The 26589-nt window shown below is 68.3% G+C and carries 29 protein-coding genes; 17 read left to right on the top strand and 12 right to left on the bottom strand.

Annotated elements, in window-relative coordinates; all coding sequences use genetic code 11:
- Window positions 1–327 precede the first annotated feature (327 nt).
- The 4 genes from RQI43_RS06405 to RQI43_RS06390 all read right to left on the bottom strand — a co-directional run bounded on the left by RQI43_RS06405 (window position 328) and on the right by RQI43_RS06390 (window position 3374).
- A complete protein-coding gene (locus tag RQI43_RS06405) occupies window positions 328–657 on the bottom strand; it encodes a hypothetical protein (protein WP_311274603.1) in 330 nt (109 codons plus the stop codon).
- A 210-nt stretch (window positions 658–867) separates the two neighbouring features.
- Window positions 868–1617 (bottom strand): ABC transporter ATP-binding protein, encoded by a 750-nt coding sequence (locus RQI43_RS06400; protein ID WP_056425529.1) that lies wholly within the window; start codon window positions 1615–1617, stop codon window positions 868–870.
- Window positions 1598–2335 (bottom strand): ABC transporter permease subunit, encoded by a 738-nt coding sequence (locus tag RQI43_RS06395; RefSeq protein ID WP_311274614.1) that lies wholly within the window; start codon window positions 2333–2335, stop codon window positions 1598–1600. The genes RQI43_RS06400 and RQI43_RS06395 overlap by 20 nt, the downstream gene beginning before the upstream one ends.
- Window positions 2336–2393: 58 nt before the next feature.
- Complete coding sequence (locus RQI43_RS06390; protein ID WP_311274602.1) at window positions 2394–3374, bottom strand: ABC transporter substrate-binding protein; 981 nt, start codon at window positions 3372–3374, stop codon at window positions 2394–2396.
- Window positions 3375–3717: 343 nt separating this feature from the next.
- On the opposite strand from RQI43_RS06390, the gene RQI43_RS06385 reads away from it, so the two are divergent.
- Window positions 3718–4095 carry a 4a-hydroxytetrahydrobiopterin dehydratase gene (locus RQI43_RS06385; RefSeq protein WP_207411184.1) on the top strand — a complete coding sequence of 126 codons (378 nt, stop codon included), beginning with the start codon at window positions 3718–3720 and terminating at the stop codon, window positions 4093–4095.
- A 3-nt stretch (window positions 4096–4098) separates the two neighbouring features.
- Here RQI43_RS06385 and RQI43_RS06380 read toward each other — a convergent pair whose 3' ends face one another.
- From RQI43_RS06380 to RQI43_RS06370, 3 genes are all read right to left on the bottom strand, one after another.
- On the bottom strand, window positions 4099–4320 hold the full coding sequence (locus RQI43_RS06380) for a hypothetical protein (RefSeq protein ID WP_056425532.1): 222 nt from the start codon (window positions 4318–4320) through the stop codon (window positions 4099–4101).
- Between the two features lie 118 nt (window positions 4321–4438).
- Window positions 4439–5290 (bottom strand): metallophosphoesterase, encoded by an 852-nt coding sequence (locus RQI43_RS06375; protein WP_311274601.1) that lies wholly within the window; start codon window positions 5288–5290, stop codon window positions 4439–4441.
- A gap of 64 nt (window positions 5291–5354) precedes the next feature.
- Window positions 5355–5966 (bottom strand): cation transporter, encoded by a 612-nt coding sequence (locus tag RQI43_RS06370; RefSeq protein WP_311274600.1) that lies wholly within the window; start codon window positions 5964–5966, stop codon window positions 5355–5357.
- 179 nt (window positions 5967–6145) lie between these two features.
- Between RQI43_RS06370 and croR the strand changes: the two genes are divergently transcribed.
- From croR to RQI43_RS06305, 13 genes are all read left to right on the top strand, one after another.
- Window positions 6146–6625 (top strand): 3-hydroxybutyryl-CoA dehydratase, encoded by a 480-nt coding sequence (croR, locus tag RQI43_RS06365; protein WP_056425543.1) that lies wholly within the window; start codon window positions 6146–6148, stop codon window positions 6623–6625.
- 73 nt (window positions 6626–6698) lie between these two features.
- Window positions 6699–7535: an RNA methyltransferase gene (locus RQI43_RS06360; protein WP_056425546.1), complete on the top strand. Its 837-nt coding sequence runs from the start codon at window positions 6699–6701 to the stop codon at window positions 7533–7535.
- Window positions 7536–7678: 143 nt separating this feature from the next.
- Entirely contained in the window at window positions 7679–9286 is a 1608-nt protein-coding gene (crtI, locus tag RQI43_RS06355; protein ID WP_056425549.1) for a phytoene desaturase family protein, read from the top strand.
- A gap of 38 nt (window positions 9287–9324) precedes the next feature.
- Window positions 9325–9711, top strand: coding sequence for a DUF2141 domain-containing protein (locus tag RQI43_RS06350; protein WP_156467725.1), 387 nt, complete (start codon window positions 9325–9327; stop codon window positions 9709–9711).
- A gap of 11 nt (window positions 9712–9722) precedes the next feature.
- The gene (locus tag RQI43_RS06345) at window positions 9723–10700 is read left to right on the top strand and encodes an ABC transporter ATP-binding protein (protein ID WP_056425557.1); all 978 of its coding nucleotides are present in this window, start codon (window positions 9723–9725) and stop codon (window positions 10698–10700) included.
- Entirely contained in the window at window positions 10697–11902 is a 1206-nt protein-coding gene (locus RQI43_RS06340) for an ABC transporter permease (protein WP_056425560.1), read from the top strand. Before RQI43_RS06345 ends, RQI43_RS06340 begins: the two co-directional genes overlap by 4 nt.
- Before the next feature lie 181 nt (window positions 11903–12083).
- Window positions 12084–13628, top strand: a complete 1545-nt coding sequence (locus RQI43_RS06335) for a phytoene desaturase family protein (RefSeq protein WP_311274613.1) — start codon at window positions 12084–12086, stop codon at window positions 13626–13628.
- Between the two features lie 59 nt (window positions 13629–13687).
- Window positions 13688–14440, top strand: coding sequence for a lysophospholipid acyltransferase family protein (locus tag RQI43_RS06330; protein WP_311274599.1), 753 nt, complete (start codon window positions 13688–13690; stop codon window positions 14438–14440).
- Entirely contained in the window at window positions 14437–15591 is a 1155-nt protein-coding gene (locus RQI43_RS06325) for a glycosyltransferase family 2 protein (RefSeq protein WP_311274598.1), read from the top strand. The genes RQI43_RS06330 and RQI43_RS06325 overlap by 4 nt, the downstream gene beginning before the upstream one ends.
- A 311-nt stretch (window positions 15592–15902) precedes the next feature.
- The gene (locus RQI43_RS06320) at window positions 15903–16079 is read left to right on the top strand and encodes a hypothetical protein (protein ID WP_311274597.1); all 177 of its coding nucleotides are present in this window, start codon (window positions 15903–15905) and stop codon (window positions 16077–16079) included.
- Window positions 16080–16214: 135 nt separating this feature from the next.
- The gene (gene oxlT, locus RQI43_RS06315) at window positions 16215–17510 is read left to right on the top strand and encodes an oxalate/formate MFS antiporter (RefSeq protein ID WP_056425573.1); all 1296 of its coding nucleotides are present in this window, start codon (window positions 16215–16217) and stop codon (window positions 17508–17510) included.
- A 209-nt stretch (window positions 17511–17719) separates the two neighbouring features.
- Window positions 17720–17917 (top strand): hypothetical protein, encoded by a 198-nt coding sequence (locus RQI43_RS06310; protein ID WP_056425576.1) that lies wholly within the window; start codon window positions 17720–17722, stop codon window positions 17915–17917.
- 222 nt (window positions 17918–18139) lie between these two features.
- A complete protein-coding gene (locus RQI43_RS06305) occupies window positions 18140–18307 on the top strand; it encodes a hypothetical protein (protein WP_156467719.1) in 168 nt (55 codons plus the stop codon).
- Window positions 18308–18409: 102 nt separating this feature from the next.
- On the opposite strand, the gene cutA is transcribed toward RQI43_RS06305, so the two are convergent.
- The gene (cutA, locus tag RQI43_RS06300) at window positions 18410–18730 is read right to left on the bottom strand and encodes a divalent-cation tolerance protein CutA (RefSeq protein ID WP_311274596.1); all 321 of its coding nucleotides are present in this window, start codon (window positions 18728–18730) and stop codon (window positions 18410–18412) included.
- A gap of 86 nt (window positions 18731–18816) precedes the next feature.
- On the opposite strand from cutA, the gene RQI43_RS06295 reads away from it, so the two are divergent.
- Window positions 18817–19587, top strand: coding sequence for an NAD kinase (locus tag RQI43_RS06295; protein WP_056425585.1), 771 nt, complete (start codon window positions 18817–18819; stop codon window positions 19585–19587).
- A 201-nt stretch (window positions 19588–19788) separates the two neighbouring features.
- Here RQI43_RS06295 and RQI43_RS06290 read toward each other — a convergent pair whose 3' ends face one another.
- The 4 genes from RQI43_RS06290 to RQI43_RS06275 all read right to left on the bottom strand — a co-directional run bounded on the left by RQI43_RS06290 (window position 19789) and on the right by RQI43_RS06275 (window position 24812).
- Complete coding sequence (locus tag RQI43_RS06290; protein WP_311274595.1) at window positions 19789–20682, bottom strand: DMT family transporter; 894 nt, start codon at window positions 20680–20682, stop codon at window positions 19789–19791.
- A gap of 67 nt (window positions 20683–20749) precedes the next feature.
- Window positions 20750–22390, bottom strand: coding sequence for a DUF2336 domain-containing protein (locus tag RQI43_RS06285; RefSeq protein WP_311274594.1), 1641 nt, complete (start codon window positions 22388–22390; stop codon window positions 20750–20752).
- Window positions 22387–23526, bottom strand: a complete 1140-nt coding sequence (locus RQI43_RS06280; RefSeq protein WP_311274593.1) for a lytic transglycosylase domain-containing protein — start codon at window positions 23524–23526, stop codon at window positions 22387–22389. Before RQI43_RS06280 ends, RQI43_RS06285 begins: the two co-directional genes overlap by 4 nt.
- A 116-nt stretch (window positions 23527–23642) precedes the next feature.
- Window positions 23643–24812 carry an MFS transporter gene (locus RQI43_RS06275; RefSeq protein WP_056425596.1) on the bottom strand — a complete coding sequence of 390 codons (1170 nt, stop codon included), beginning with the start codon at window positions 24810–24812 and terminating at the stop codon, window positions 23643–23645.
- 99 nt (window positions 24813–24911) lie between these two features.
- Here RQI43_RS06275 and RQI43_RS06270 point away from each other — a divergent pair, with 99 nt between their 5' ends.
- The gene (locus RQI43_RS06270) at window positions 24912–25829 is read left to right on the top strand and encodes a LysR family transcriptional regulator (protein WP_056425599.1); all 918 of its coding nucleotides are present in this window, start codon (window positions 24912–24914) and stop codon (window positions 25827–25829) included.
- A gap of 52 nt (window positions 25830–25881) precedes the next feature.
- The gene (locus tag RQI43_RS06265; protein WP_056425603.1) at window positions 25882–26562 is read left to right on the top strand and encodes an aldolase/citrate lyase family protein; all 681 of its coding nucleotides are present in this window, start codon (window positions 25882–25884) and stop codon (window positions 26560–26562) included.
- Window positions 26563–26589: the final 27 nt, after the last annotated feature.

Here is a 26589-nt window from a genome sequence, read left to right as displayed (position 1 = left end):
CATTGATCTGGTCGAGCTTCGAATAGCGCGTATTGGCGTAATCGACCGTCTGCAGAACCTGCTGGGCCGGATCGGCCGAGCGCTTCAGGACGTCGTCGTTGGCGAAGGCGGGGGCCGAAGCCACCAGACCAGCGCCGAGTGCGAGAAGATGGACCGCTCTCATGCATTCCTCCGACAAGTCTTTGACACAACTGGAGAGCAGTTCGACCTGCTTCCGTTTGCGCGACCTGTTATTTGCGACAGGGATAGTTCACTTCGATAGAGTCTCCTAAGCGGTTGTTTCCGCGAAACTTTCGCCTCAACCACCGCCTGCTCTCCCGGTCGCCGCTACCCCTTTGCGGCGCCCCTCCGAACCGAAGCTTGAATGAACTCTAAGAAAAATCTCGGCGGCGTCAACTCGATTGAGCAAGCTTGAGCATGGTCTGCATCAAGTCCTGGTGAACGAATGTCTTCCCCGGCAGGCATTTCATGCACCTGCACAAGGAAATGCTGCGTTGCAAAATCGCCAAGTTCAAAGACAAAAGCATTTGTAAGACGCAGGCGCTTCTTATGCACTCCATGCATGAGCTCGGCCTGGCATGCCAGATTCTCTCTCTTGCAGCAGAGACCATTGGTGGAAACGACCGCTTCGTCCCACGGAAGGGCAAGTTTCACCATTCGAAATAAGCATTATTTTGCCTGCTCGCAAAATAGATCGAGTACCCCCGGCATGTACGGAAACATCGATTGGGCGCCATTGGATCGGGCGCTGCGTTGTCTCGCCGCATGAGTACGTAGCGCGCCGCGCATGCGCCTTACGTCTTGTGCGCATGTGCATAATGTTGCGTCGGCGATATCTTGCGCCTCATGCAGGACGGTAAACGCCGCTCAAGCGGCGATGACGCCCGGAAAGCGATTCGCCAAATCCTCGCGCATGGCCTCCGACCAGGCCCGGTCGCGTCTGTTGCGCGGCCGGTCGAGGGTCACGTCGGCGAGCAGGCTCGCTGGGCGCGCGGAGACGAGCAGGAGCCGGTCGGCGATCTCGATCGCCTCCGCGACGTTATGGGTGACCATGAGCACGCTCATCCCCTCGCGCCCCACCGTCTCCACCACGATCTCCCGAAGGGACGCGGCGGCCCTGTCATCCAGGGACACGAAGGGCTCGTCGAGCACCAGGATGCGGGGACGTAGGGCCAGGGCGCGGGCGAGGGCCACGCGACGCGCCATGCCCAAGGAGAGCTTTCCCGGATAGCGGCTGCGCCACGGCGTCAGCCCGAGGGATTCGAACAGGCCGTCGAGATCACGCCCCCGCTCCGGGCGGGGCAGGCCGAGGCGGACGTTCTGCTCGACGCTGCGCCAGGGGAGGAGGCGAGGCTCCTGGAAGACCATGGCGATCCCCGCCTCGCGCGGATCGGGAGTCACCGCGCCCTCGTATGCGTCGTCCAGGCCGAGCAGGATGCGCAGGGTGGTGGTCTTGCCCGCCCCGGAGGGGCCGATGAGGCAGGCGATCTCCGAGCGGCGGATGGTGAAGGAGAGGTCGCGCACCGCCTCCACCGGCTCCGGCCCACCGGCGCCGTAGACTTTGCGGAGGATGGAGACGGAGAGAGCGTCCGCCATCTCAGCGCCAGCGCCGGACATACGCTTCGAGGCGCTGGAGGATGAGGATGTCGATGGCGATCATGACACTCATGAAGACGACGCTGTAGCCGATGATGGCGGCCACGTTCAGGCTCTGAACGAAGTAGAAGTTGATGGCGAAACCGACGCCGTTCGGCCGCCCGAGCAGCTCGATCACCAGCACGATCTTCCAGGCCAGCGACAGGCCGGACCGGGCCGCGGCCACGACGAACGGCTGCAGTTGCGGCACCAGGACGTGGGCGATCCAGGTGCGGCGATCGAACCGGTAGGTCCGCGCCATTTCCTCGAGCCCCGGATCGAGGCCCCGCGCGCCCTCCCGCACGATCACCGCCACGTTGGGCAGCTTGTTGAGCACCACGGCCAGTACCGCGGCCCCTTCGTTGAGGCCGACCCAGATATAGGCCAGCACGGTGATGACGAGGGCGGGCGTGTTGAGCAGAATGAGGAGCGGTGTGTCGAGGGCGAGGTTCAAGCCCTTGAAGCGTCCGAGGGCGATCCCGAGGAGCACGCCGAGCCCCATGGCGATCATGAAGGAGACGCCCACCCGCGTGAGGGTGATGCCGACATTGCGCCAGAGGTCGCCGCTGGCCGATTCACTGACGATGAAATCGAGGATCGCGAGCGGTGCGGGCAGGAGCCGCGATCCCGCGAGGCTCGCCGCCGCCTGCCAAGCCGCCAGCAGCAGCAGGACGGAGACGAGCCGGGTCGCCACCCCCATGGCGTTGGAGCCGGGCCGGATCAATGTCCGCCGTACCGATCGGAGAGGCCGCAGCGGCTCAACCGTTTCCGGCCCCGTCGAAATACAGGCCGGGGGGCAGGGTCGTCCCCGCCCCGACGAGGCGCTCGCCGCCGAGCTTGGACAGAACGCCGAACAGGCGCTCACCGTCGCCGCGCTCGGTGGCGATGGGCCGGCGCGGAATGCCGGCGAGGAAGTCCCGCTTCAGGGCCTCGAAGGTCGGCTCGTCATCGGCCGACATCAGCGGTCGCACCACCTCCCAGGCGGACGGGTCGTTGGCGAGCATCTCCTTGGCGGTGCGCGAGGCGCGGGCGAAGCCGGCGATCGCCTCGCCCTTGCCCGAGACCGTGCTCCCTTCGAACAGGTAGCCGATGAGGGCGATGGAGCCGGTGGCGCCGAAGGCGCGCATGATGTCGTCGGAGCCGATGATGCGACGGAACCCCTTTGGCTCGAGCCGTGCGCAATAGGTCCAGTAGAGCAGGGCTGCGTCGAGTTCTCCCTGTTCCAGCTTCAGTGCCAGGAGGGGCGGCGCGCCATAGGCGATCTGCGCCTGAGATTCGAGATCGATCCCGGCGGCATCCTTGGCCTGAGCCTTGAGCAGCAGCCAGTTCTTGTCGAGGGGCCCTCCGGCGATTCCGAGGCGTTTCCCGACGAGATCCTTTAGGCCTGCGATGGAACTGCCGGGCGGCACCATCAGGGATCCCTCGGTGGTGGAATAGGGGATGAAGCGCATCGCCCTGCCCTCGTTGCCGAGGCGGGCGGCCCAGAGCAGGTCCCCCACGATGGTGTCGACCTGACCGCCGAGAAAGGCGATGCGGGCGGCGTCGTTACCGGCGAGCTTGACCACGTCGAGGGTGAAGCCGTTGGCCGTGTCGAGGCCGCGCGCCTTGATGATGGCGGCCTCCCAGGACACGGTGCCGAAGGGCAGGCTGCCGACGCGCACGCTCGCCGATGCGGCCGCCACCGCGCCGGCCATGGGCCAGAGCGCCGCCGTCGCGAGCAATCCGCGCCGTGACAGCATGAGCATCGTCTCCCTGGAACCGGATTTTGAAAGCCCGGATTTTGGAACCGGATTTTGAAAGCCCGGATTTTGCCGTTCGACGGCCTCATCACTGAGACTGCCCGGCGGTTCTTATATTTAATAGGGTCTCACATCTCCGTCGTCCACCGACGCGCGCCATGGTCGAGTGGCCGCAGGTGACGAGCTCAGACGACCGGGGGCGAGAAATCCGAAAAACCCGAGCTCCGGAAAACTTGCCGGACTACGCTGCTCGGGGCAGGGTCCGGACCCGGAATGCCTCCGGTACCAATCACGACATCCAGTCGTCGGATGACATCCACCTCACCCAACAGGAATGCAGGCCATGGCCGGATCACGCGAAGACGTTATCGACGACGCCACCATCGCGGAGCGTTTAAGCGCCGAGCTGCCCGCCTGGACCTACGAGGATGGCTGGATCCGGCGGACCTACAAGACAGCGAGCTGGAAGAGCACGCTGATGGTCATCAACACGGTGGGACACCTCGCCGAGGCCGCCTGGCACCATCCGGATCTCACCGCTTCCTATGCCTGGGTCGAAGTGCGGCTGATGAACCATGCCGCCAAGGGCATCACCGACAAGGATTTTGCCCTGGCGAAGAAGATCGAGGAGGTCGTGGGCTGGCAGCCTGGAACGGAAGGCCAAGGCCTGGAGGGCACGCCCGGCGACGCGCGCTTCGCTTATATCAAGTACGACAAGTAGGGCTCACCGCGCCTCCTTCACTCTCCGGCACTCGGTCTTGAGATAGGCGGTCTTACCGATCTCCTCGTTGAGATCCGTACGGGAGATGATCTCCTGCCAGCCGTTGGTGCAGCCGAGTTCGTTGGAAACGCGGACCTTGCGCACCTCGCTCGCCTTGTCGTCCGAACAGGCCTCGATCGGGATCGCGTTGGCGCAGACGAGCACGACGGCGATGAAAGTGTTCATGACAGGCTCCGGTGCGAGGCGGGGCCGTGCCCCCCTCGGCCCTCTACGTCGGACGGAGGGCTTCGGTTTCGCGTGAGCCCGCTCTCTCGAAGACGATCGGAGAGTCGAGGCCTGCCCTTCACCCCAGATCGACGAACCTCTCGGCCGAGTAAGTCGCCCCCTCCACCGGGTTGGCGACCCAGCGGGTACGGCCGACGCGCAGGTCGTGGCCGGAGTGGAAATGGCCGGAGACCCAGAGATCGGGCCGGCTCGCCTCGGGGAGATCGTCGAGAGCGGTGGTGGCGTAGAAGGCCGGCACCCACCAGGGCACGCCGGGCGTGGTCCGGAACGCGTCGGCCGCCAGTGGACTGGCCGGATGGTGGGTGACGACCACGGTAGGGCCGGGATGCGGCACGGCGAGGGCGCCGGTCAGCTCGGCCTTCTGGGCCAGATGCGCCGCCATGGCGTCGGCGGGTGACCAGACCGTGCCGTCACCCTTGCGGATCGAACCGCGAAACTCTCGCGAACCGGTCACCGGATCGGTCATCCGCGCGGCGGCGAAGGCGACGGGGTCGGCCGGGTGGCCGGCGATGGTCTCGTCGAGCCAGCGACCGGCCAGCGACCAGTCACTCCAGAGCGTAGTGCCGACGAAGCGGATTCCATAGAGGACGACGCTGGCACCGTGGTTGAGGAGGTGGACCGGACCGCCCTCCCCCGACGTGTTGATCCGCGCCACCTCGGCCTCCAGGGCGGCGATCAGTTCGGGCGCGGTGCGCGGGTCACCCGTCGGCGCATAATGTTCGTGGTTGCCCGGCACGAGCACGATGGGACGGCCCTGCGCGATCTGTCGCAGGGCGGCGAGGCCGAGTTCGGGCCGGCCCTCGTAAAGATCGCCGGGACAGACCAGCACGTCGAACGCTTCTGCCGGCCGCGCGATCGTCTCCGGACGCCGGCGCTCGAGATGCAGGTCGGAGATCGGGAACAGGCGCATCTTTCAGAACCTCATCGTCTTGGCGATGCCGGGCATCGGCGCGGCCGGGCGGCGGGGCACGCTCTCACGCGACGGGATGCGCCGCGCGCCATTCGGCACGGGCGGCCTTGAGGATGTCCACGGCCGAATCCGCGTTGAGCACGGCGATGCCGGCCGCCGCCACGAGATCGGGCCAGGGCGAGAGGGTGAGCGCCGTGACGAGGCCTGCGCCGATGATGGCGAGATTGGCAAAGGCATCGTTGCGGGCCGAGAGATAGGCTGCCCGGGTCAGGCTTCCCCCGCCCTCGCGGTGACGCGCCAGCATCATGGCGCAGACGAGGTTCACGCCGAGGGCACCGAGGCCGGCAAGGGTGAGCGGCAGCGGCGCGGGGGGCGCCATGTCGGAGACCTTCTCCAAGGCGGCATAGGCGGTGGCGAGTGCTGGCAGCAGCAGGATGCCGGCCAGCGCCATGCCGAGCCGCGCCCGGTTTCGCAGGCTCCAGCCGATCCCGGCGAAGATCAGCAGGTTGAGCGCCGCATCCTCCAGGAAATCCAGGCTGTCGGCGATGAGCGCAAGGGAGCCGATCGCCAAAGCCACGGCGATCTCGATGCTGAAATAGGCGATGTTCAGTCCCGCCACCCGCAGGACGACTGGGCGCAGGGTGGCGTGACCTGCCGGGGTGGATGCGTCGGTCATCGGCTCTCAGGATCGGCTCTCGAAAAAGTCTTTGCCTCTTGGACCGACCACGACAGGCCTGTCGAGCCGCGATTTTCGGCGTGCTTGCGCTGGATTTGCAGCAGCGCTTGTGCGACGCGACACGTCGGATGCGGGGCCAAGTCCCGTGAGTACGACGTGAGACGGGGGGAGACCGACCGATGATGCCAGAGCTGCGCGTCCTGTATTTCGAGGATCTCGAGGTCGGATTGTCCGAAACCTTGAACAAGGTCATCGCCTCCTCCGACGTGGTGGGCTTCGCCGAGATCACCGGCGATCGCAACCCGATCCACCTGTCCGAGCACTTCGCGGCCCGCACGCCTTTCGGCACCCGCATCGCCCACGGCCTGTATACGGCCGGGCTGATCTCGGCCGTGCTCGGCACCCGCCTGCCCGGCCCCGGCGCCATCTACATCAGCCAGACCCTGAACTTTCGCGCGCCGGTCCGCATCGGCGACACCGTCCAGGTGACGGTGGAAGTGGCTGAGCTCGTCCCCGAGCGCCGCCGCGCCCGGCTCAAATGCACCTGCTCGGTGGCGGGTGAAGTCGTCCTCGACGGAGAGGCCCTGGTGAAGGTCCCGACCAAGGAGGAGGCCGACCCGCTCGCCATCCGCATGGGCGGCCGCCCCGCGAACGCGTAGCGCGCATACCCCTCTTTCCGCATGCGGGAAGAGGGGCAGCTCCGGCCATGCGCATCATCTGCCAGGGCATAGGATGCGGCCAGCGGTGACACCCATCCCCATCGACGACCCCTCCGACCCCCGCATCGCGGCCTATGCCGCCATGCGGGAGCGCGACCTGATCGGCCGCGAGGGCCGCTTTATCGTGGAGGGGGAGGTGACCCTGCGGGTCCTGCTCTCGGGTGCCGCGCGTTTCCCGGCCGAATCACTGCTCCTCAGCCACGAGCGCTTGGCGCCCCTCTCCGATGCGCTCGCCGCCCTGTCCGCTTCGGTGCCGGTCTATACGGCCTCGAAGGCGGTGATGAGCGCCATCGCCGGCTTCCCGATCCACCGGGGCGTGATGGCGGTGGCCTCGTGCGGAGCGCCCCCACCTCTCGTCCTGCCTCCGTCCCCGGCGCCCGTCACGATGGTCGGGCTCGTCGGCTTGACCAACCATGACAATGTCGGCGGCCTGTTCCGCAACGCCGCCGCGTTTGGAGCCACCGGCATCCTTCTCGATTCCGCTACCTGCGACCCGCTCTATCGCAAGGCGATCCGTGTTTCGGCAGGCGCGGCGCTGATCGTGCCGTTCGCGCGGCTGGAGGCGGAGGCCATGCTGCACTTCGCGCAGGCCAACGACCTCGTCCCCCTGGCATTCAGCCCGCGCGGGGAAGCGGTGCTCGCGGACCTGCCGCCCTCGCCGCGCACGCTTCTGCTCCTCGGCACCGAGGGGCCGGGGTTGTCGCACGGCCTGATGGCGCGCGCCCAAACCGTGCGCATTCCCATGGCACCGGGATTCGACTCGCTGAACGTGGCGACAGCGGGAGCATTGGCGCTCCACCATCTGGCGATGCAGGCACGCGACAATCCGCACCCATTGTCCCGCTGGTGATGCCGGTCGAGATTAGGCGGCAAGCTAGGCCGGTGCGTCGGAGATTCCGGACGCCGCGACCTTGAGCTTGGAATGAATCTCGATACCCCTTACGGGAGGAACGATCCGCCGTAGGGGGCCTGTCGCCGAAGGAGTTCAACGCGTTGCTTCAGTCTCGGGATGGCATGCGGACCTTGTCCGGACGCCGCGTCATCATCGTCGGCGCCGGCCCCGGGGGATTGGCAACGGCGCTGCTCCTCGCACGAGCGGGCATCCACGTCACGGTGGTCGAGAAGGACCCTGCCGTCGGCGGCCGGACCAAGACGGTGGAGGCGCCCGGCGGCTACCGCTTCGATATCGGCCCGACCTTCTTCCTCTATCCACAGATCCTCGCCGACATCTTCGAGACATGCGGCGAGCGTCTCGAGGACCACGTCAAGCTGGAGCGGCTCGATCCGCAATATCACCTCGTGTTCGAGGGCAAGGATGCGGAGGGCAGGAACGGGGTCTCGGGCGAGATCCGTGCCACCGGTGACATGGAGCGCCTCGAGGCGGAAATCGCCCGCATCGCCCCGGACGACGCCAAGAACGTCCGCAAGTTCTTCGCCGACAACCGGGTAAAGCTGAAATTCTTCAAGCCCGTGCTGGAACAGGCCTTCCACACCCTGCGTGCCATGGCCTCGCCGGCCATGATCGCCGCTCTCCCCCATCTCCATCCCGGCCGCAGCGTCGACAAGGACCTGCAGCGCTACTTCAAGGACCCGCGGGTCCGCCTCGCCTTCGCGTTCCAGACCAAATATCTCGGGATGTCGCCGTTCCGGTGCCCGAGCCTGTTCACGATCCTGTCGTTCCTCGAATACGAACACGGGGTCTACCATCCCGTCGGCGGCTGCGGCGCGGTGTCGGAGGCGATGGCCGGGCTCGCCCGCCGCATGGGCGTGGACATCCGCCTCGACACTTCGGTCGACCGGGTGATCTTCGATGGCAAGAAGGCCACCGGGGTGGTCTGCGGGACAGAGACCCTGAAGGCCGACGCGGTGGTCATCAACGGCGATTTCGCCAAGGTCATCAAGGATTTGGTGCCGCAGACACATCGCCCACGCTGGCGCGACGCCAAGATCGGCAAGGCCCGCCTCTCCTGCTCGACCTTCATGATGTATCTCGGGATCGAGGGGAAAGTGCCGGCGGCGCTGGGCCACCACACGATCTTCCTGTCGGAGGAATACGCCCGCAACATCCGGGAAATCACCGAGGGCACCCTGCCGATGCAGCCCTCCCTCTACGTCCAGCACGCGGGCTACACCGATGGCGGCATGGCGCCGGCCGGCCATACCAGCCTCTACGTCCTCGTGCCGGTGCCGAACCTGAAGTCGGGGATCGACTGGCCCTCCACCCGTGAGAGCTACCGCCGCCTCGTCCTCGACCGGTTGAAGCTGCTCGGCCTCGACGATATCGAGGATCGCATCCGCTACGAGCGTATCGTCGACCCGTCGCAATGGCGGGACGATTTCTTCGTGTATGAGGGCGCCACCTTCAACCTCGCCCACGACCTGATGCAGATGTTGTATTTCCGCCCTCACAACCGCTTCGGGCCAGGGCTCTACCTCGTGGGCGGCGGCACTCATCCGGGTTCGGGCCTGCCGGTGATCTACGAGGGCGCGCGCATCACCGCCCGTCTCCTCATCGAGGAGCTCTCAGCCGGGCGCGTCGGCGCGGAGGCCGCCGGCATCCCCACCACCCAGCCGCTCGCCACGTCGGGCGAAGCTTCGTGAGGCGTTTCTTCGCGACCGGCCTGGCGCTGGCCCTCGTCATGATCCTCGATCCCGCGCGGGCGGCTACCGTCGAGGTCGTGGTGGAGGGGATCGAGCCGGGGGCGGGGGCGGTCTACGTCGCTCTGTGCCAGGGCGGCCTGTCGGAGACCGAGTGTCGCAATGGGCAGGACGTTCCCGCCGACGGCAGGAGCCAGCGGGTGATCCTCACGGGGATCGAACCCGGCGCCTACGCGGTGGCGGCCTATCAGGATCTCAACGGCAATCGTCGCCTCGACCGGACGGGCCTTGGCCTTCCCCTCGAACCCTATGGCTTTTCCGGCGAGGCGGCGCGCGCGCGACCGGATTTCGCCCGTGCGCGCGTCGTCGTGCGCGAACCGGGTCTTGCCCTGCGGGTACGCCTCGTCCGCGCCCTGCCACCCCGCTGACCCCGCCACTCATGAATCCGGGACAGGAGCCCCTGGTCGTGGTTCGGGGCGCCGTCCTCGCCTATCGCGGGCATCGGGTCCTGCGGGGCGTCGATTGCCGGATCGAGGCTGGCGAAACCCTCGCCCTGCTCGGCCCGAACGGCGCCGGCAAGAGTTCGCTCATGCGCATCGTGGCCGGACGATTGCCGCCGGAGAGCGGCACCGTGCGGATCGCCGGTGCCGATCCGTTCCGTGAGCGCGAGGCACGGCGCGCCATCGGCTGGGTTCCTCAGGAAATCGCCCTCTATCCACGCCTCACCGTGGCGGAGAACCTTTCCGTCTTCGCACAGCTCTCGGGGATCGGCCGGCGCGAGCGCAAGGCGGCGGTCCAGGCCGCCATCGATCTGGCCGATCTCGGCGAGGTGGCGCGGCGTCCGGTGGGCCACCTGTCCGGCGGCTACCAGCGCCGGGCCAATATCGCCGCGAGCCTGATGGCGCGGCCGCGCCTCGTCCTCCTCGACGAGCCGACCCAGGGAGTGGACCTGCACGCGCGCGCCGCGATTCATGCGGTGCTCGCGCGCCTGCGGGAGCAGGGCGCCGCGATCCTCATCGCCACCCATGATTTCGCCGAGGCCGAACGCCTCGCCGACCGGGTCGCCATCCTGGCGGACGGGCGGCTCATCCATGAAGGCCGGCTCGCCCTCCTCCTCGAACGCATCCGCGCGGAAGTGCCCGAGCACGAGGTGGCGCTCACCAATCCCGCCGGCCCGGACGCCGTGGCCGCTCTGCGCCGGGCGGGATTCACCCCTATCGATACCGGACTGACCTGGAGGGCGAGCCACAGGGCCGGGCTCGACGGGACCGCGCTCCTCGGCAGCCTGCGGGCGGAAGGCGTGCCGGTGGGGGAAATCCGCATCCGCGCACCGGGCCTGGACGCGATCTATCGCGAGGCCCTCGACCGGGCCGGGCCGGGCCGGGCCATGCCCCTCCACGCGGGACACGAGGCATGATCACCGCCGCCTTCCGGGTGATGCTGATCAGCCTGCGGCGCGACCGCGCCGCCCTGGTCATGGCCTTCGTCCTGCCGACCGTGATCTTCATGATCTTCGCGGCGATCTTCTCGGGCGCCATCGGCGACCGGATCCGCATCCATCTCGGTCTCGTCGACCTCGCCCGCACGGCGACCACCGAGCGGCTGATGACGGCCCTGGAGGCCGACACCTCCCTGCGCATCGAGCGTCTGAAGGTCACCGATCTCGCCGGTGCGACGAGCGCGGTCCGGCGCGGGGACGTGGACGCCGCCCTGGTCCTTCGGGGCGACCTCGACGCGCCCGTGGCCGGAGCCCCGCCCGAGGCCGCCCAGCCGGTGATCCTCATCGAGAACCCCGCCCGGGCCCTGGCCACGCCGATCGCGCTCGGCCAGTTGCAGCGCATCCTCAACGAGGCCCTGCCCGACGTGGTCCTCGCCCGGATCGTCGCCGACGTGGAACGGTCGGGCAAGATCGGGCCGGACGAACGCGCCTTCCTCAACTCGGCCTTCGCCGAGCAGCGCGCCCGCAAGGAGCCGTTCTCCTTCGCCTCGCTGGTGGAACGCCAGAGCACCGCCTCGGGCAGCACCAACGAGCGGGTGAGCTATTATGCCGGCGCCATCACCGCCGTATTCCTGCTGTTTGCGGCCATGCAGGGAGCGATGTCCCTGGTGGAGGAGCGGCAATCGGGCCTCGCCGACAGGCTCATGGCCGGGCCCGGAGGGCTCGCTGTGGTGGTGGTGGGGAAGTTCCTGTTCCTGGTGATCCAGGGCGTGGTCCAGGCCGGGCTGATCTTCGCCGCCGCCGCCCTGGTCTACGGGGTCGAGATCGGCCCGCACTGGCCGGCCTGGATCGTCACCTCGTTCCTCGTCTCGGCCATGGCGGCGGGGTTGGCGCTCGCCGCCTGCGCGGCGGCCAATACCCGCCAGCAGGCACATCTCGCCTCCACCTTCGGCGTTCTACTGCTCTCGGCGGTGGGCGGCAGCATGGTCCCACGCTTCCTGATGCCGCCCTGGCTGCAGCAGGTCGGCTGGCTCACCCCCAACGCCTGGGCGATCGAAGCCTATCAGACGGCGCTCGGCGAAGGCATGGCCGCGGCCATGCCGGCCTGGGGGGTGATGATCACCGTGGCGGCCTTGGGCCTGGTGGCCGCCGTGGGGTTGGTGGCGCGTCGGGTGGTGTGAGCCTGCGGGCGTCACCTCGAACCCGAAACTGGCCGGCCCGAACCTCCAATCCCCGCTCTCGGCCTTGTAATGGGCAATAACTCCGGCGGCGCGACCGGTTAGCGCGTTGACCGCGCGGCGATCCGGTCTAGCTTCACCCGTGAGGCGCGGCATCGGCCGGGCCCAGGGAGTGACGATGAACATGCGGGTCGGGTCTTCGGTCGCCGTGGTCGGCGCAGGGTTGGGCGGCCTCGCGGCGGCCTGCGTCAGCGCGGCGCGCGGCCACACGGTCACTCTCTACGACAAGAACGATTGGCTCGGCGGCAAGGCAGCGGTGCTGCACGAGGGCGGATTCCGCTTCGACATGGGCCCGACCATCCTCACGGTGCCGAAGGTGCTGGAGCGCATCTTCCAGGAGGCCGGCCGCAACATCCACGACTACCTCGACCTGCGCCGCCTCGATCCGCAATGGCGCTGTTTCTTCGACGACAACACCCATCTCGACCTCATGGCCGACGTGCCCACCATGGCCGCCGACATGGAGCGTTTCGCGCCCAATACCGGCGCCGGTGAGGGCTACAAGAAGTTCCTCGAAATCTCCGAGCACCTGCACGACGTCTCGAACAAGTTCTTCTTCTGGAAACCGGTGGAAGATCTGTTCGACACGATCAACATCCGCGCCAACATGAATCCCGGCACCCTGCGGGACGTGCTTTCCCTGCGCATGGGCTCGTCGGTTGCCGGCACCATCCGCTCGAAGGTCAAGGATGCGCGCCTCGCGCAGATGCTCGACCATTTCGTGCAATATGTCGGCTCGTCCCCCTATGGCGCGCCGGCCGTGCTCTGCGCCATCGCCCACATGCAGACCGCCGAGGGCGTCTGGTACCCGATGGGCGGCACCCGCGCGGTGGCCGAGGCGCTGACGAAGCTGGCCTCCGAACTCGGTGCCACCCTGCGGCCGGGCGACGAAGTCACCGGGCTCGCCATCGAGAAGGGCACGGTGAAGGGCGTGAAGACCGCCGCCGGCATCACCCCGTTCGACGCGGTGATCTCCAATATGGATTCGGTGCGGACCTACCGCGAGCTCGTCGGCGGCGATGTCGGCAAGGCCTACGAGAAGAAGAGCTTCGAGCCGGCCTGCTCCGGCGTGGTGCTCTATCTCGGCCTGAACAAGCGCTACGACCACCTGAACCACCACGATTTCGTCTTCTCCCGCGATCCGGAGGAGGAGTTCGACTACATCTACCGCAAGGGCGAGCCGGCCCCGGACCCGACCGCCTATCTCGCCGCCCCCTCCTCCACCGACCCATCGGTGGCTCCCGAAGGCGGCGAGGCGCTCTACGTCCTCGTCCACACGCCCTACCTGAGGCCGCACCACGACTGGTCCAAGATGTTCCCGGCCTACCGCCAGGTCATCCTCGACAAGCTCAAGCGCACGGGCAACATGCCGGATCTCGAAGAGCGCATCGTCGTCGAGCGCCATCTGACGCCGCAGGACATCCACGAGCGCTACAAGGTGCTCAACGGGGCGATCTACGGCCTCGCCTCGCACGGCAAGTTCATGGGCGCGTTCAAGCCGGGCAACCGCTCGCGGCAGGTGCGCGGCCTGTATCTCGCCGGCGGCGCGGCCCATCCCGGCCCCGGCATGCCCATGGTGATGATGTCGGGCTGGATCGCCGCCGACGCGCTCGATTCCGACGCTCGGCAGGGTGGGGCGACCGGTAGCGAGGTACGGCAGAGCGCGTGAGGCCAGCGGCGTCCCCGGCCCGACCGGCTCCCCGTCATTCGCCGCTGATCTGGCGGTTCATGGTCGGGTATTTCGACCGCTTCCTGCGCCGGCACATGAACGCGCTCCGGCTCGCCCGCTGGGGCGCGCCGGATTGTGCCGGTCATGCCGGCCCCATCGTCGTCGTCCTCAACCATCCGTCCTGGTGGGACGCGGCCGTGGTGATCCTCCTGGCCGGCCGCCTGTTTCCGGAACGGACGAGCCACGCCCCGTTCGATGCGTCGGCGCTGGAGAAATACGCGGTCTTCGGGCGAATCGGCGCGTTTCCGGTGGATCTCGAATCGCTGCGCGGGGCGGCGCAGTTCCTTGCCCATTCCCGCGTGATCCTCGGCGCGCCCGGACAGATGCTCTGGATCACGGCGCAGGGACGCTTCGTCGATGTCCGCGCCCGCCCGCTCGACCTGCGCGCGGGTGTGGCGAGACTCCCCGAGATCGCCCCGGACGCGCTGTTCGTGCCCCTGGCCCTGGACTACGCCTTCTGGGAAGAGCGAGGCGCTGAAGCCTTCGCGGCCTTCGGCACGCCGGTGCGGGGTGCCGACCTCCTCGCCCTGCCCCGGCCAGAGCGGCTGGCCCGGATGGAGGCCGACCTGACCGCCACCCTCGACCGGCTCTCCGCGGACGTCGTCGCCCGCGAGCCCGACCGCTTCACGACCCTGACCTCCGGCGGCAAGGGTATCGGCGGAATCTATGACGGCTGGCGCCGGATGCGGGCTATCCTCACCGGTCGCCGCTTCGACCCCGCCCATCGCCCCGAGGGAGACAGAGCCCCGTGACCCTCGTCCTGGCGCTCGTCGCCCTCGCCTTCGCCCTCCTCCCCGCCATCCTGGCCTGCGCGAACCTCATCGCCTTGCGCACGCCGGAGCCGGAAGCGGCGCAGGACGGGCTGGTCTCGATCCTGATCCCCGCTCGCGACGAGGAAGGCACCATCGTCGACACGGTGCGGGCCGCGCTGGCGAGCACCGGCATCGCCGTGGAGGTGCTGGTGGGGGACGACCATTCCACCGATGGCACGGCGGGCCTCGTCCGCGCCCTGGCGGAGACCGATCCCCGGCTCCGGCTGGTCCCCGTGCCCGCCCTGCCCGAGGGCTGGACGGGGAAGAACCACGCCTGCGCTGCCCTCGCGGCCGAGGCGAGGGGCGGGCAGCTCCTCTTCATCGACGCGGACGTCTCCCTCGCGCCCAGTGCCGCGGCAGGGCTCGTCGCCCATGCCCGTGCCACCGGGGCCGCCCTGGTGAGCGCCGTGCCGCGTCAGATCATGCGCAGCCTGGGCGAGCGGCTCACCGTGCCGATGATCAATTTCCTCCTCGTCGGCTACCTCCCCGTGCCGATGATGCGCGCCTCGCTCCGTCCGGCACTCGGCGCCGCCTGCGGCCAGCTCGTCCTCATCGACCGCTCCGTCTACGGTGAGACCGGCGGCCACGGCGCCATCCGCGGACTCCTGCATGACGGCGTGTTCCTGCCCCGGATTCTGCGCCATGCCGGGCATCGGACCGACCTCGTGGCCGGGCACGCGCTCGCCACCTGCCGGATGTACCGGAACCTCGCCGAATCCTGGGCCGGCTTCTCGAAGAACGCCCATGAGGGCATGGCGACCCCCCGCGCCCTCCCCGTCTGGACGCTGCTCCTGCTCGCGGGTCATGTCTTGCCGCTGCTGCTCGTTCTCGCCGCCGCCTTCGGCCTCGCGACTCCGACGGCCGGGCTCGTCGCGCTCGCTGCCCTCGTCGTCTCGCTCGCCACCCGCGCGGCGATCACCCTCATCACCCACGAGCCGGCCGCGACCATCCTCCTCCACCCGCTCGGGGTGGTGGTGGCCCTGGCGATCCAGTGGAACGTGCTGCTGCACCCCAAGCGCGCCGGAGCGGCGGTGTGGAAGGGGCGGAGCTATCCGGTGAAGGGGACGAAGACGCCCCATTCCCAGCCGTAGGCGAGGCCGGGTTTTCAAGCGGTACCGTCGCCTGCCGGCTGTTCCCCGGCTGGCCGGCCGCGCACAGGATTTCTATCCCGGCGAGCACAAGGATCGGCCCGGCATCACGACGACGCGTCGGCTGAACCGGAGACCACCGGAGCGTGGAACGAAGTATACCAAGTGTTTGTTTTTTTGACGTAAATATCAAAAAACTCTTGGTTTTATAATTTATGCAGATCGAATACTCGGATCTACGCGGCACGACATTGTCTACCCCGACAGGGATCCGATCATAGCCTGCCCGTGCCGGTCAAACAGCTCGGAATGCGATGGCTTCGATCTTCTGCCTTCCCGTCATCGTCGCAGCCAAGCCGGTGAAATTATTTTTCCCGACTGTGGTGGATGAAAAATCCTGCTCATCCGTGAGGCGTTTCGGAGCAAAATTTCGCGAATTCTGGATGAATCCTCTTCGGCTCATGCATTATGGTGCTTGCAAGCCAATCTGATATGCCAAATACTGAATACCAGCCAGCGACCTCTGATCTCGACGATCACTTGCCGCGGCCAAGGAAGCCGATGCGCTGGGGTGCCTCGACCACCAAGCCTTCAAGTATCCATGTCCATGATCAGGGAGAAAGCTCATGGCGACGTCCGTGACCGCGCCCATAGCGGTGCAACCTTCAAAGCGGTGGCTCCAACTTATTCTCGGCGTTGCCTGTATGGTCGCCGCGGCGAACATCCAGTACGCCTGGACTCTGTTCGTCCCGGAAATTCAGAAGACGTTCGGCTGGGACCGCGCCGCGATCCAGGTCGCGTTCACGATCTTCGTCGTGGTGCAGACATGGCTGACCCCGATTGAAGGCTATTTCATCGACAAGTACGGCCCGAGCCGGGTCGTGATGTTCGGTGGTCTGATGACCGGCCTCGCCTGGGTCATCAACTCCTACGCCACCTCGCTCACCGGCTTCTATCTCGGCTCCGTGGCGGGCGGTATCGGTGTGGGCTGTGTCTACGCCACCTGCATCAACAACGCCCTGAAATGGTTCCCGGACAAGCGCGGCCTCGCGGTCGGCCTGACGGCGGGCGGCTACGGCGCCGGCTCGGCCCTCACCATCCTGCCGATCGCCAGCATGATCTCGCACGGCAGCTACGCCCAGGCCTTCTTCATCTTCGGCCTGATCCAGGGCGCGGTCATCATGCTGGCCGCCATCGGCCTGCGCTCCCCGGCCAAGGACCAGGTCATCTTCTCGACCAAGGTCCTGCAGACCCGGCGCGACTACACCCTCGGGGAAGCCCTGCGCACGCCGGTCTTCTACGTGATGCTGCTCATGTTCACCTGCACGGTCACCGGCGGCCTGATGGCCGTGGCCCAGCTCGGCGTCATCGCGCAGGATCTCGGCGTGAAGGAGTTCCAGGTCAACCTGTACTTCTTCGCCATGGCGGCCCTGCCCTTCGCACTGATGCTCGACCGGATCATGAACGGCATCTCGCGGCCGCTCTTCGGCTACATCTCCGACCGGATCGGGCGTGAGAAGACGATGTTCATCGCCTTCACCATGGAGGGCATCGGCATCGTCGCCCTGGGTTACTTCGGCTCGAACCCCTGGGCCTTCGTGATCCTGTCGGGCATCGTGTTCCTGGCCTGGGGCGAGGTCTACTCGCTGTTCAGCGCCACGGCCGCCGACACGTTCGGCTCCAAGCATATCGGCAAGATCTACGGCGTGCTCTACTGCGCCAAGGGTTTCGCCGCCCTGTTCGTCCCGGTGGGCAACCTGCTGATGCAGGCCACCGGCACCTGGGCGACGGTGCTGTACACCGTGGCGGTCATGGATCTCTTCGCCGCCTTCCTGGCCGTGGCCGTCCTCCGGCCGATGCTCAAGCGCCACCACGTCGCCAACGGCTCGGTCACTCCGGCGGGCGCCCTGGCCCACGCCTGATCCCCGGCTCGTCCCGCCCGACCGGCGGGGCGAGCCCGGCACGACCGAAGGAGCCGATGACCGGCTCCTTCAGCGACCGGCCCCGATGGCGCCCCTCCGAGGAGCGCCATCTCCGGCCCGGCACACGGTGCGCCATCCTGTCCGCCGCCCCGTGTTGCCCCATGCGCCGTCATGTCCAACTCTGCTCGGCTATCGCCGGAGTGCCCGAGATGAACATCGCCGCCATCCTCGCCCTGCAGAGCATTCCGTTCGCGGCCCTGGTGCTCGCCACGGCCGGCGCCAACCGCGACCTCTTCGCGGTGCTGTATGTAGCGGCCTTAGGCCTGACCTTATCGATCATCATCTTCGGCGACGGCTATCATGCACTTCCGCTGATGCCCGGCGTGTCCGGCGGCAACCATCGCTGAGACGCCCTCAGCCAGGTTACAGGCACCGGAACGGCGCCCCCCGTCCCAATCCCGACACTCACGCCCCCTTCCGATGACCGGCTGGCCCCTCGTGCGACCGCAGAGTGGACTTCATCCGCAGATCCGCGTCCGGAACATGACCGTCATACGGAATGTGATATACCAAACACCATTGTGCGGTGCGATATAGGCTTCATTGCAGCTGCAAGAGAGGCTCCTTTCATGATCGCTCTGTTCATCCTCGGCCTCGCCGCCGTCGCCGTCGGCCCTGCTTTGGCGCTGCTCACGGACCGCCCCGAATCGGCTGAGCCGGTCTCCAACACGACTTCGGCCGGCATGTTCGTCGCCATCAACGACAACGCCCAGGCCTCCTACCGTCTGGCCGCCTGAGCCGACGCCGATCGATCGGCACCCCTCCAGTACCGTTTCCCCCCGCCAGGCTGAGCCGAGGCGGGGTTTTTCATGCCCGGCGGGATGGTGACCGCACGCGCCTCAACCGCTGGTCTCGCTCAGGATCCACGCCGCAGTGGCGGCATCCGCCCCGCTCGTCGCCAGATGCAGGATGATCGGCGTCTCGTACGGGTGGCGCTTTTTCAGCGCAGTCGCGAGGTCGTCTGCGAGGCCCTCCCGGGTCTTGAGGATGGCGACGACCTCGTCGCCCCGCTCCACCGCGCCCTTCCAGGCATAGACCGACCGCATTCCCGGCAGGACGTTGACGCAGGCGGCGAGCCGCGCGCGCACCAGTTCCTCACCGATGGCGAGCGCCGTCTCGGCATCGGGAAAGGTGGTGTAGACGAGAAGCGGACGCTCCATGCTATGGGTCTCCCGGTCTGCGGCCTGTTCCGAGGGGAATGAGGCGCGCGGTCGAGCCCGGCGTCAACACGAGCGGACGATCACCCATGGCGCGGCGCTTCCAGAGGATCGCCTTCATCGCGAGCCCCACCGCCGATGCGCGCGGTGCGGCGGATACGCTGATGCGGCGCTACGACAGCGTCGCCCCCGAAGAAGCCGACGTGATCGTGGCGCTCGGCGGCGACGGGCTGATGCTGCAGGCGCTGCACCGCTTCATGCTGGCCGGCATACCGATCTACGGCATGAACCGCGGCACCGTCGGCTTCCTGATGAACGAGTACCGTGAGGACAACCTCCTCGAACGGCTGGAGAGCACCAAGCGCAGCACCATCCACCCGCTCATGATGGAGGCGGTGGACGTGGAAGGGCGCCGGCACACGGCGCGGGCCATCAACGAAGTCTACATGCTGCGCCAGACGCACCAGACCGCCAAGCTCAAGATCTCGGTGGACGGACATGTGCGCCTGCCCGAGCTCATCGCCGATGGCGTGCTCTGCGCGACGCCCGCCGGCTCCACCGCCTACAACCTCTCGGTGGGCGGCCCGATCCTGCCCCTGAATTCGCGGCTTCTGGCGCTGACCCCGATCTCGGCCTTCCGCCCCCGGCGCTGGCACGGAGCCCTGCTACCGGATCACGCCCGCATCCATGTGGAAGTGCTCGACGCGGCGCATCGCCCGGTGGCGGCGGTGGCCGACCACACCGAATTCCGCCGGGTCTGCACCGTGGAGACCTGGCTCGACCTCAAGACCGACCTTACCCTCCTCCACGATCCCGGCCACAGCCTGGACGAGCGGATTCTTCGCGAACAGTTCGGCTGATACGCCGGCGGCATATACAGGAACGCCCGCAAGAGCTCGGGGACGGGACACGGCCTTTTCTGCCGCGATCGGTGCGTCTCGCGTGAGCGTACCTGTCACGACCAGCAGCATTTCCGGTCGCCTGGAATGTCAGCGGCTCATCTCATCATCAGCCGCAAGAACAACCGCTCGCAAATCTCCGTATCACATACGTTTTCTCGTTCATGCCGATCGGTTGGGATCCGCCCGCTTCGCCCGGTAGGCGCCAATCGTACTGCCCACCGACGCCGTCATGATGCAGGCGATGGCCGCTCCCTGCAGGGACGTGAGACGCTCCCCGAGGATGAGGTAACCGGCGAGCGCGCCGCAGACCGGCTCGAGACTGAGCAGGATGCCGAAGGTCTGGCGCGGCAGGCCCCGCAGCGCCACCATCTCCAGGGAATACGGGATCGCGCTCGACAGGATCGCCACGGCGAGTCCGGCCACGACGATGGAGGGCGAAAGCAGCGCCGTACCCGCGCCGGCAATGCCGAAGGGCAGGATGACCAGGGCCGCCACGCTCATGCCGAGGGCGACCGCCTGCCCGCCGGGCAGGTGCCCCGCCCTCTGGCCGACGAGGATGTAGAGCGCCCAGCACAGGGCGGCGCCCAGCGCAAAGGCGACGCCGAGGGGATCGAGGCCGGCGCTCGCCCGATCCAGGGGCAGCAACAGGCACAGGCCGAGCAGAGCAAGCGCCACCCAGACCAGATCGACGGCGCGCCGTGACGAGGCCACCGCCACCGTGAGAGGCCCGACGAACTCGATGGCGATGGCGAGCCCCAGCGGGATCGTCCGCAGGGAGAGGTAGAACAGCAGGTTCATGCAGCCGAGCACGAACCCGTAGAGCACCACCACACCGGCATCGCGACGGCTGAGCGACCGGCGCCAGGGCCGCCATACGGCGAGCAGCAGCACCGCCGCCAGGGTGACGCGGTAGGCCGAGGTGCCCTCTGCGCCGATGACCGGGAACAGCTGTTTGGCGAAGGAGGTGCCGATCACGAGGGAGAGGATCGAGCCCACCAGGGCAGCCACGGGGGCGAAGCCGGAAAGAAGGGCTCTGGTGTCGGTGCCTGTCATGCCGCCCTCATAGCCGGATGAGGGCGAAGGAGCGACGGCCGGCGGAGGCCGGTCGCACCCCGTCAGGTCAGGCTGCCAGACGCATTCGGTCGCGGTCGGCGCGGTAGCTGGCGATCAGGGCGCCGGGAATCGCATCCAGGATCGCATCGGCCTCGTGGGTCGGCGATACGCCGATTTCGATCCGCACGGGGTCGGGTACGATGCCGAATTCCGGCTGGGACACGACGATGGAGGGCACGTCGATCGTCACGAGGTCGTGGCCAGTCAGATCGATCGGCGCGGCGGCGAGCGGGCGGACCTGCGCCCTCGCCTCGCGCACACTCGCCCTGAGCCCGTCGGACAGGGCATCGAGCACGGATTCCATCGCCTGCCCCTGCTCGATGGTGACGGCGTCGATGCGGACGGGCTGGAGGGCCAGCGGCACGGGTTGGGCCGGCCGGGGAGAGACGAGCTGCTGCGCCAGGCGCCATTCGGCGTCGAGGATCTGCATTCGTGTCCGGGTCTCCCGGCTCTCCTTCTCCTCCATGGCCTTGGCGGTGACGCGGGCCTCCTCGCGGGCGGCCTCGGCCTCGTAGCGAGCCAGAAGCGCGACGACGCTCTGCGCCTCGGCGAGCGGCATGGTCTCGCAGGCGGTGAGCGCGCGCTCGATCATCCGGCGCGACAGGGTGGCATTGCCGGGCTTGGCTTGGCTGGTTTTGGCTTGGTTGGTTTTGGCTTGGTTGGTTTTGGCTTGGCCCGGCTCGGCCTGGAAACCGGCCTCGCGCCAGGCCGAGAGCGCGGCGACGAAGGCGGGCAGCAGGACGGGCGGCAATCCGGCGCGGCGGTGGAGGGCGGCGAAACCCGAGGCGGAAGGGTCGTGCATCAGCCCAGCCACGCGGTCGGCCTTCAGGCCGGTGAGGTCGGACAGCGCCGCCTCCGCGAAGGCTATGCGGCCCGACAGGATCGCCCGCAGGATCAGGCCGGCATTGAGCTGTCCCCGGATGCGGAGATGGCTCACGAGGCGCGCGAGATCCGCCCCGTCGGCACCAGCGCTCACCTCCAGGGTGCTGCGCTCCAGGGCCTCGCGGCTCGCCCGCTCCCCGCGCGCCGGGGTGAGCCAGCCCGAGGCGATGGCGAAGGCCGAGAGCGATGCCGCCACACGGGCGGTGACGGCCTGCCGCACTTCGAGGGGCAGGTCGGCCCGTAGCGTCAGGGCGTTCCTGAGGCCGGCATCGTCGCCGTGCCGCTCCACCATGCGCAGCAGACTGCCGGTGGTGATGCGGGCGCTGCGGTTGCGCACCAGGGTGGTGAGCGAAGGGACGCCGCCGATCTCGGCCATGGCGCCGGCCACCGCGTGGGAGAGGCCGAGCCGGCCAGCGATGGCGGTGCGGGTGGTCTCGCAGCCGACGGCGATGCCGTCGACGAGATCCGCATCGGTCAGGACGGAGGAGCGCCGCAGCACAAGGGCGGCGATGTCGGGATGGTCACCCGCCAAAGCCACGACCAGCGAGCGGGGTGCAGTCGCGCAACCGGCGCAGGCTTGCGCCAGGGCCCGACGCACGGCGAGGGCCGGGTCGTCGAGAAGCGCCAGGATCGCCGATTGCGCGTCGCGCGCCGCCCCGGCATCGAGGCCGCCATAGAGATAGGCCCGGGTCAGCGCCGCCGCGGCCTCCGCGCGACGGTCGATGGAAGCGTCACGGGTCCAGGACAGGAATTGGCGGATGATCATTGACCGCTCCGGGTCGCGAAGAGTGAGAGATCGAGAGGTTTGGAGGCGAAGTGTCCGGCCGACCGGGCGGCGGCCGTGAACTCGGCGGGTCGGCGCGGGGGCAGCGGTGCGCCGACGAGGGCGGTGGCCGTGGCGGCGGTGGGCGAGGCCGTCGCCGCCGTTTTCGCTGGTTCCGCCAGGATCGCGGTCGTCACGGAGGCCGTCTCTCCCGTCCCGTCCGAGCGCGGGAAATAGGTCGGCGCGCTGCGCACCGGCTCCGGCGACGGTGACGTGGCCCTGCCCTGCCAGAGGCGGGCGACCCCCTCGGACATCGCCCCCTGGCGCTTGTCGGTCTGGAACAGGGCCCGCAATCCGCCGCCATCGATGGCCGCATAGGCGGAGACGGGATCGGTGGTGGAGGCCGGCTCGACAGCTGCACCCGTCAGGGCCGTGGGGGCGGGCCGCGACGCGGATTGGCTGGCGGACAGGAGCGCGTAGAGTTCGGCGGCGCCGCGGGGCCGGCCGGTCTTGTCGTAGAACAGGCTCCGGTTGGCGGCGGCCGCCTCCGGCATGTCGAGGGCGGCGGCGCGCGCCGGGCTCGCCTGGGCGGTGGCGATCAGCGTCGCCGCCCCCCGTGCGCCGAGAACATGGGCGGCGTAGAGATCGCCGCCGGTGGGCTCGCGCCCAAGGGCGGCGGTGAGCGCCTCACCGTTGCGCTGGGTCAGGGCGCCCGCCATGGTGGCCGCCACCGCAGGGTCACGGCGCAGATCCAGGATGGTCTGGCGAGTGGTGGCGTCCTCGACCGCATAGGTGCCGTTGGGCCGGGCGGTTATGGCGTCGGCATAGGCCGAGAGGCCGAGCTTGGGCCCCGCATTCTTCATCGTCCCGAGCCAGGTCTGTTCGATGAATTGGAACAGCCCGGTGGCCGAGGACGTGGCGGCCTTGGCCGACGGGTCGAGGGAGGATTCGCGCTTGGCCGTGGCGAGAAGGTAGTCGAATTCGGTGCCGGTGCTGCGCGCGCCGCTGCGGATCGCATCGACCACGCCCGCCGAAGCCGATCCGGCGGCCGTTCCCGTGGTCGCCCCGTTCCGCGTGGCCGCGTCCCGGCCGAGGCCGGTCTCGCGAGTGCTGGCGGGGGGCGTCGTGAAGAGGAACATGACCGTCCGGCTGCAGGCGGACCTGACGATGTCGGCCTAAGCCTTAATCTGTTCCGGTTATGGTAAATAAAGGTTAAAGGAACCGCCACTCGCGCCGTCCCGAACCTGTATAAGTTTCAGGACGATACGGGTTCCGCCAACCCGCGCCGCCCCCGGCGCAGGGCCACCAGCATCGCGAGGCCGGCAGCGGCCATGGCAGCCCCGGCGAGGGGGACGGCCGGATAACCGAGGCCCGCATCGATCACGCCTCCGCCGAGGGCGGCACCGATGGCGTTGCCGAGGTTGAATGCGCCGACATTCATGGCCGAGGCGAGGTTGGGCGCGTCCTGTGCCCTCTCCATCACCCGCATCTGCAGCGGCGGCACCAGGGCGAAGCTGGCGACGCCCCAGAGGAAGATCAGGATGGCGGCCGGGATCTCCCAGCGCATGCCCCAGGCGAAAAGGACCAACACTGCCACCAAGCCGGCCAGGGAGGCCACGAGTGTGCCGTCCACCGAGCGGTCGGCGAAGCGCCCGCCGGCCCAGTTGCCCACGGTGAGGCCGATTCCGTAGAGCACCAGCATCGCCGTCACGAACGGCGTCGCGGCTCCCGTCTCGATCCGCAGGATCGGCACGATGTAGGTGAACACCGTGAACATCGCGCTCGCACCGAGCACGGTGAGGGCGAGGGCAGCGAGCACCGGCCCCCGCATCAGGACGCGGAGTTCGGCCCGCATGTCGCCACCGGCCTCGGCCTCGAGAGGCGGCAGAGCCAGGCGCAGCGACAGCATGGCCACGGCCCCCACCGCGGCGATACCCCAGAAAGCCGCGCGCCAGCCCAGCATCTCCCCGACCCAGGCCGCCAGCGGCACGCCGCCGATGGTGGCGATGGTGAGCCCCGAGAACATCGCGGCGACGGCAGCGGCGCGGCGCTCGGGCGGCACGATGCCCGCCGCCACCACCGCCCCGACCCCGAAGAACGCGCCATGGTTCAGGGACGTGACGAGGCGGGCGACGATCAACATCGTATAGCTGTCGGCCACCGCCGAGAGGAGGTTGCCGAGGGTGAAGATGCCCATCAATCCGACGAGCAGGCGGCGGCGCTGCATTCGGGCGAAGGCCAACGTCATCAACGGTGCGCCGATGAGCACGCCCATCGCATAAGCGCTGACGACGAGACCCGCCGCCGGGATCGAGACCTGCAGGTCGTTCGCTATCAGCGGCAGCATGCCCATCGGCGTGAATTCGGTGACGCCGATGCCGAAGGCACCGGCCGACAGCGCCAGCAGGGGAAGGTTGAGTCTCATGATTCGTACTTTCCGTCTGTTCCGGAACAGCACATGGCGGATACCACCTCTCCCTGGTAGTATCGTGCTGGGACCAACATCCGTGCGCCGGAGGCATCAATGCTGCGCGACAAGGTCGACCGGGCCGGAGACATGGCGGTCTTCCTCGCCGTAGCTCAGGAGGGTAGCCTGTCGGCGGCCGCGCGCCGGTTCGGCCTCACCCCCTCGGCCGTGAGCCGGGTGGTGGCACGCATCGAATCCCGGCTCGGCGTCCGGCTCCTCGTGCGTACCACGCGCTCCCTGCACCTCACCGCCGAGGGCGAGACCTATGCCCGGGCGGCGCGGCGGATCCTCGCCGATCTCGACGAGACCGAAGCACAGATCGCCGACCAGGGCTGCCCGCGCGGCCGGGTCCGCGTCAGCGCTTCGATGGCCCATGGCAGGCGTGTGGTGGTTCCCCTCATCGGCGATTTCGTCGCCCGCCATCCGGGGATCGTGGTGGAGATCGACCTCAGCGACGAGATCGCCGATGTGAGCGGCGGGCGGACCGATCTCGCGATCCGGTTCGGGCCGCTGGCCGACAGCCCCCTTACCGCCCGGCGCCTCGGCGAGACCGGGCGAATGGTCGTGGCCTCACCCGCCTATCTCGCCCGGGCCGGCACGCCACGGGTTCCGGGGGATCTAGCCGGCCATAATTGCCTCGACTTCAACTTTCGCCGGATCGAGCCGGGCTGGCCGTTCCGCGAAGACGGGCGCGACCACCTCCTGGCGGTGCGCGGCAACATCGCGGCGAATAACGGCGAGACCCTGGTGCAGCTCGCCCTGCAGGGCATCGGCATCACCCGTGTCGGCACCTTCCATATTTCGGAGGATCTTGCGGTGGGCCGCCTCGTGCCGCTTCTGGAGGCATACAATCCTCAGGATCGCGAGGCGATCCATGCGGTGTTCGTTGGCGGCCCGGCCATGCCCGCCCGCATCCGGGTCCTGGTGGATTTCCTCGCCGAGCGCATGGGCCGCAGCCAGGGACCGGTTTCATGAAGGTGATCGGCAGCGATCGGACGTCCCGCGCCGGAATACGGGAGAGGCCGTCATGCGCGCATTCCTGATCGTTCCTGGGGATTCAGGGGCCATCGCGACGGCGATAGCGAGCGGCGCGCATGCGCTGATCGTGGATGTCACCGGTCTCTCATCGCCGGATTACTTCCTCGATCGCAAGCAGAGCGGACCGCTGATCTACCTACGCTCGGGCGAACTGGAACGCGATCTCTCGGCGATGATGGCCGTGGCACCGGACGGCATCGTGCTGTCCCGCTGCGAAGGCGTCCGCGACGTCATGCGCCTCGGTGCGCAGCTCGCCGTCGAGGAAGCGATACATGGGTTGGCCGACGGGTCGACGCAGATCCTGCCTCTCATCGAGACGGCGCGAGGCGCCCTGGCCTCGCATACCCTCGCGGATTCGAGTGGGCGTCTCGCCGGCATCGCCTGGGACGCCGACGCCATCAGGGCCGAGATCGGGGCGCTCACCACCCGTGATCGCGGCGGCGCGCTGAGACACCCCCTCGCTCAGGTCCGCTCCCTCATTCGTCTCGCCGCCACCGCAGCGAGGGTTGCCGCGATCGACGCGGCATGCCCGCCAGGGGGCGACTTCGCAGACGAGGTCGATGCTGCGTGGAGCGATGGATTCGAAGCGAAACTCGTTCTCGAACCGGATCAGGCTGGATTCGTCACGACTTTCGACGGTCGCTTCCCGGCACCGTCCACGGATGGCTGACGGTGCCGGGAAGGAGGCGCTTCATTG

This window comes from Methylobacterium sp. WCS2018Hpa-22 (genome assembly GCF_031843785.1).
Taxonomy (GTDB): domain Bacteria; phylum Pseudomonadota; class Alphaproteobacteria; order Rhizobiales; family Beijerinckiaceae; genus Methylobacterium.
This window is presented reverse-complemented; position numbering and strand designations above follow the sequence as displayed.

Coding starts and splice junctions, on each gene's coding strand:
- RQI43_RS06405 (WP_311274603.1), bottom strand. CDS start 657: ATGGTGAAACTTGCCCTTCCGTGGGACGAAGCGGTCGTTTCCACCAAT.
- RQI43_RS06400 (WP_056425529.1), bottom strand. CDS start 1,617: ATGTCCGGCGCTGGCGCTGAGATGGCGGACGCTCTCTCCGTCTCCATC.
- RQI43_RS06395 (WP_311274614.1), bottom strand. CDS start 2,335: ATGGGGGTGGCGACCCGGCTCGTCTCCGTCCTGCTGCTGCTGGCGGCT.
- RQI43_RS06390 (WP_311274602.1), bottom strand. CDS start 3,374: ATGCTGTCACGGCGCGGATTGCTCGCGACGGCGGCGCTCTGGCCCATG.
- RQI43_RS06385 (WP_207411184.1), top strand. CDS start 3,718: ATGGCCGGATCACGCGAAGACGTTATCGACGACGCCACCATCGCGGAG.
- RQI43_RS06380 (WP_056425532.1), bottom strand. CDS start 4,320: ATGAACACTTTCATCGCCGTCGTGCTCGTCTGCGCCAACGCGATCCCG.
- RQI43_RS06375 (WP_311274601.1), bottom strand. CDS start 5,290: ATGCGCCTGTTCCCGATCTCCGACCTGCATCTCGAGCGCCGGCGTCCG.
- RQI43_RS06370 (WP_311274600.1), bottom strand. CDS start 5,966: ATGACCGACGCATCCACCCCGGCAGGTCACGCCACCCTGCGCCCAGTC.
- croR (WP_056425543.1), top strand. CDS start 6,146: ATGATGCCAGAGCTGCGCGTCCTGTATTTCGAGGATCTCGAGGTCGGA.
- RQI43_RS06360 (WP_056425546.1), top strand. CDS start 6,699: ATGCGGCCAGCGGTGACACCCATCCCCATCGACGACCCCTCCGACCCC.
- RQI43_RS06350 (WP_156467725.1), top strand. CDS start 9,325: ATGATCCTCGATCCCGCGCGGGCGGCTACCGTCGAGGTCGTGGTGGAG.
- RQI43_RS06345 (WP_056425557.1), top strand. CDS start 9,723: ATGAATCCGGGACAGGAGCCCCTGGTCGTGGTTCGGGGCGCCGTCCTC.
- RQI43_RS06340 (WP_056425560.1), top strand. CDS start 10,697: ATGATCACCGCCGCCTTCCGGGTGATGCTGATCAGCCTGCGGCGCGAC.
- RQI43_RS06335 (WP_311274613.1), top strand. CDS start 12,084: ATGCGGGTCGGGTCTTCGGTCGCCGTGGTCGGCGCAGGGTTGGGCGGC.
- RQI43_RS06330 (WP_311274599.1), top strand. CDS start 13,688: ATGGTCGGGTATTTCGACCGCTTCCTGCGCCGGCACATGAACGCGCTC.
- RQI43_RS06320 (WP_311274597.1), top strand. CDS start 15,903: ATGGCTTCGATCTTCTGCCTTCCCGTCATCGTCGCAGCCAAGCCGGTG.
- oxlT (WP_056425573.1), top strand. CDS start 16,215: ATGGCGACGTCCGTGACCGCGCCCATAGCGGTGCAACCTTCAAAGCGG.
- RQI43_RS06310 (WP_056425576.1), top strand. CDS start 17,720: ATGAACATCGCCGCCATCCTCGCCCTGCAGAGCATTCCGTTCGCGGCC.
- RQI43_RS06305 (WP_156467719.1), top strand. CDS start 18,140: ATGATCGCTCTGTTCATCCTCGGCCTCGCCGCCGTCGCCGTCGGCCCT.
- cutA (WP_311274596.1), bottom strand. CDS start 18,730: ATGGAGCGTCCGCTTCTCGTCTACACCACCTTTCCCGATGCCGAGACG.
- RQI43_RS06295 (WP_056425585.1), top strand. CDS start 18,817: ATGGCGCGGCGCTTCCAGAGGATCGCCTTCATCGCGAGCCCCACCGCC.
- RQI43_RS06290 (WP_311274595.1), bottom strand. CDS start 20,682: ATGACAGGCACCGACACCAGAGCCCTTCTTTCCGGCTTCGCCCCCGTG.
- RQI43_RS06285 (WP_311274594.1), bottom strand. CDS start 22,390: ATGATCATCCGCCAATTCCTGTCCTGGACCCGTGACGCTTCCATCGAC.
- RQI43_RS06280 (WP_311274593.1), bottom strand. CDS start 23,526: ATGTTCCTCTTCACGACGCCCCCCGCCAGCACTCGCGAGACCGGCCTC.
- RQI43_RS06275 (WP_056425596.1), bottom strand. CDS start 24,812: ATGAGACTCAACCTTCCCCTGCTGGCGCTGTCGGCCGGTGCCTTCGGC.
- RQI43_RS06270 (WP_056425599.1), top strand. CDS start 24,912: ATGCTGCGCGACAAGGTCGACCGGGCCGGAGACATGGCGGTCTTCCTC.
- RQI43_RS06265 (WP_056425603.1), top strand. CDS start 25,882: ATGCGCGCATTCCTGATCGTTCCTGGGGATTCAGGGGCCATCGCGACG.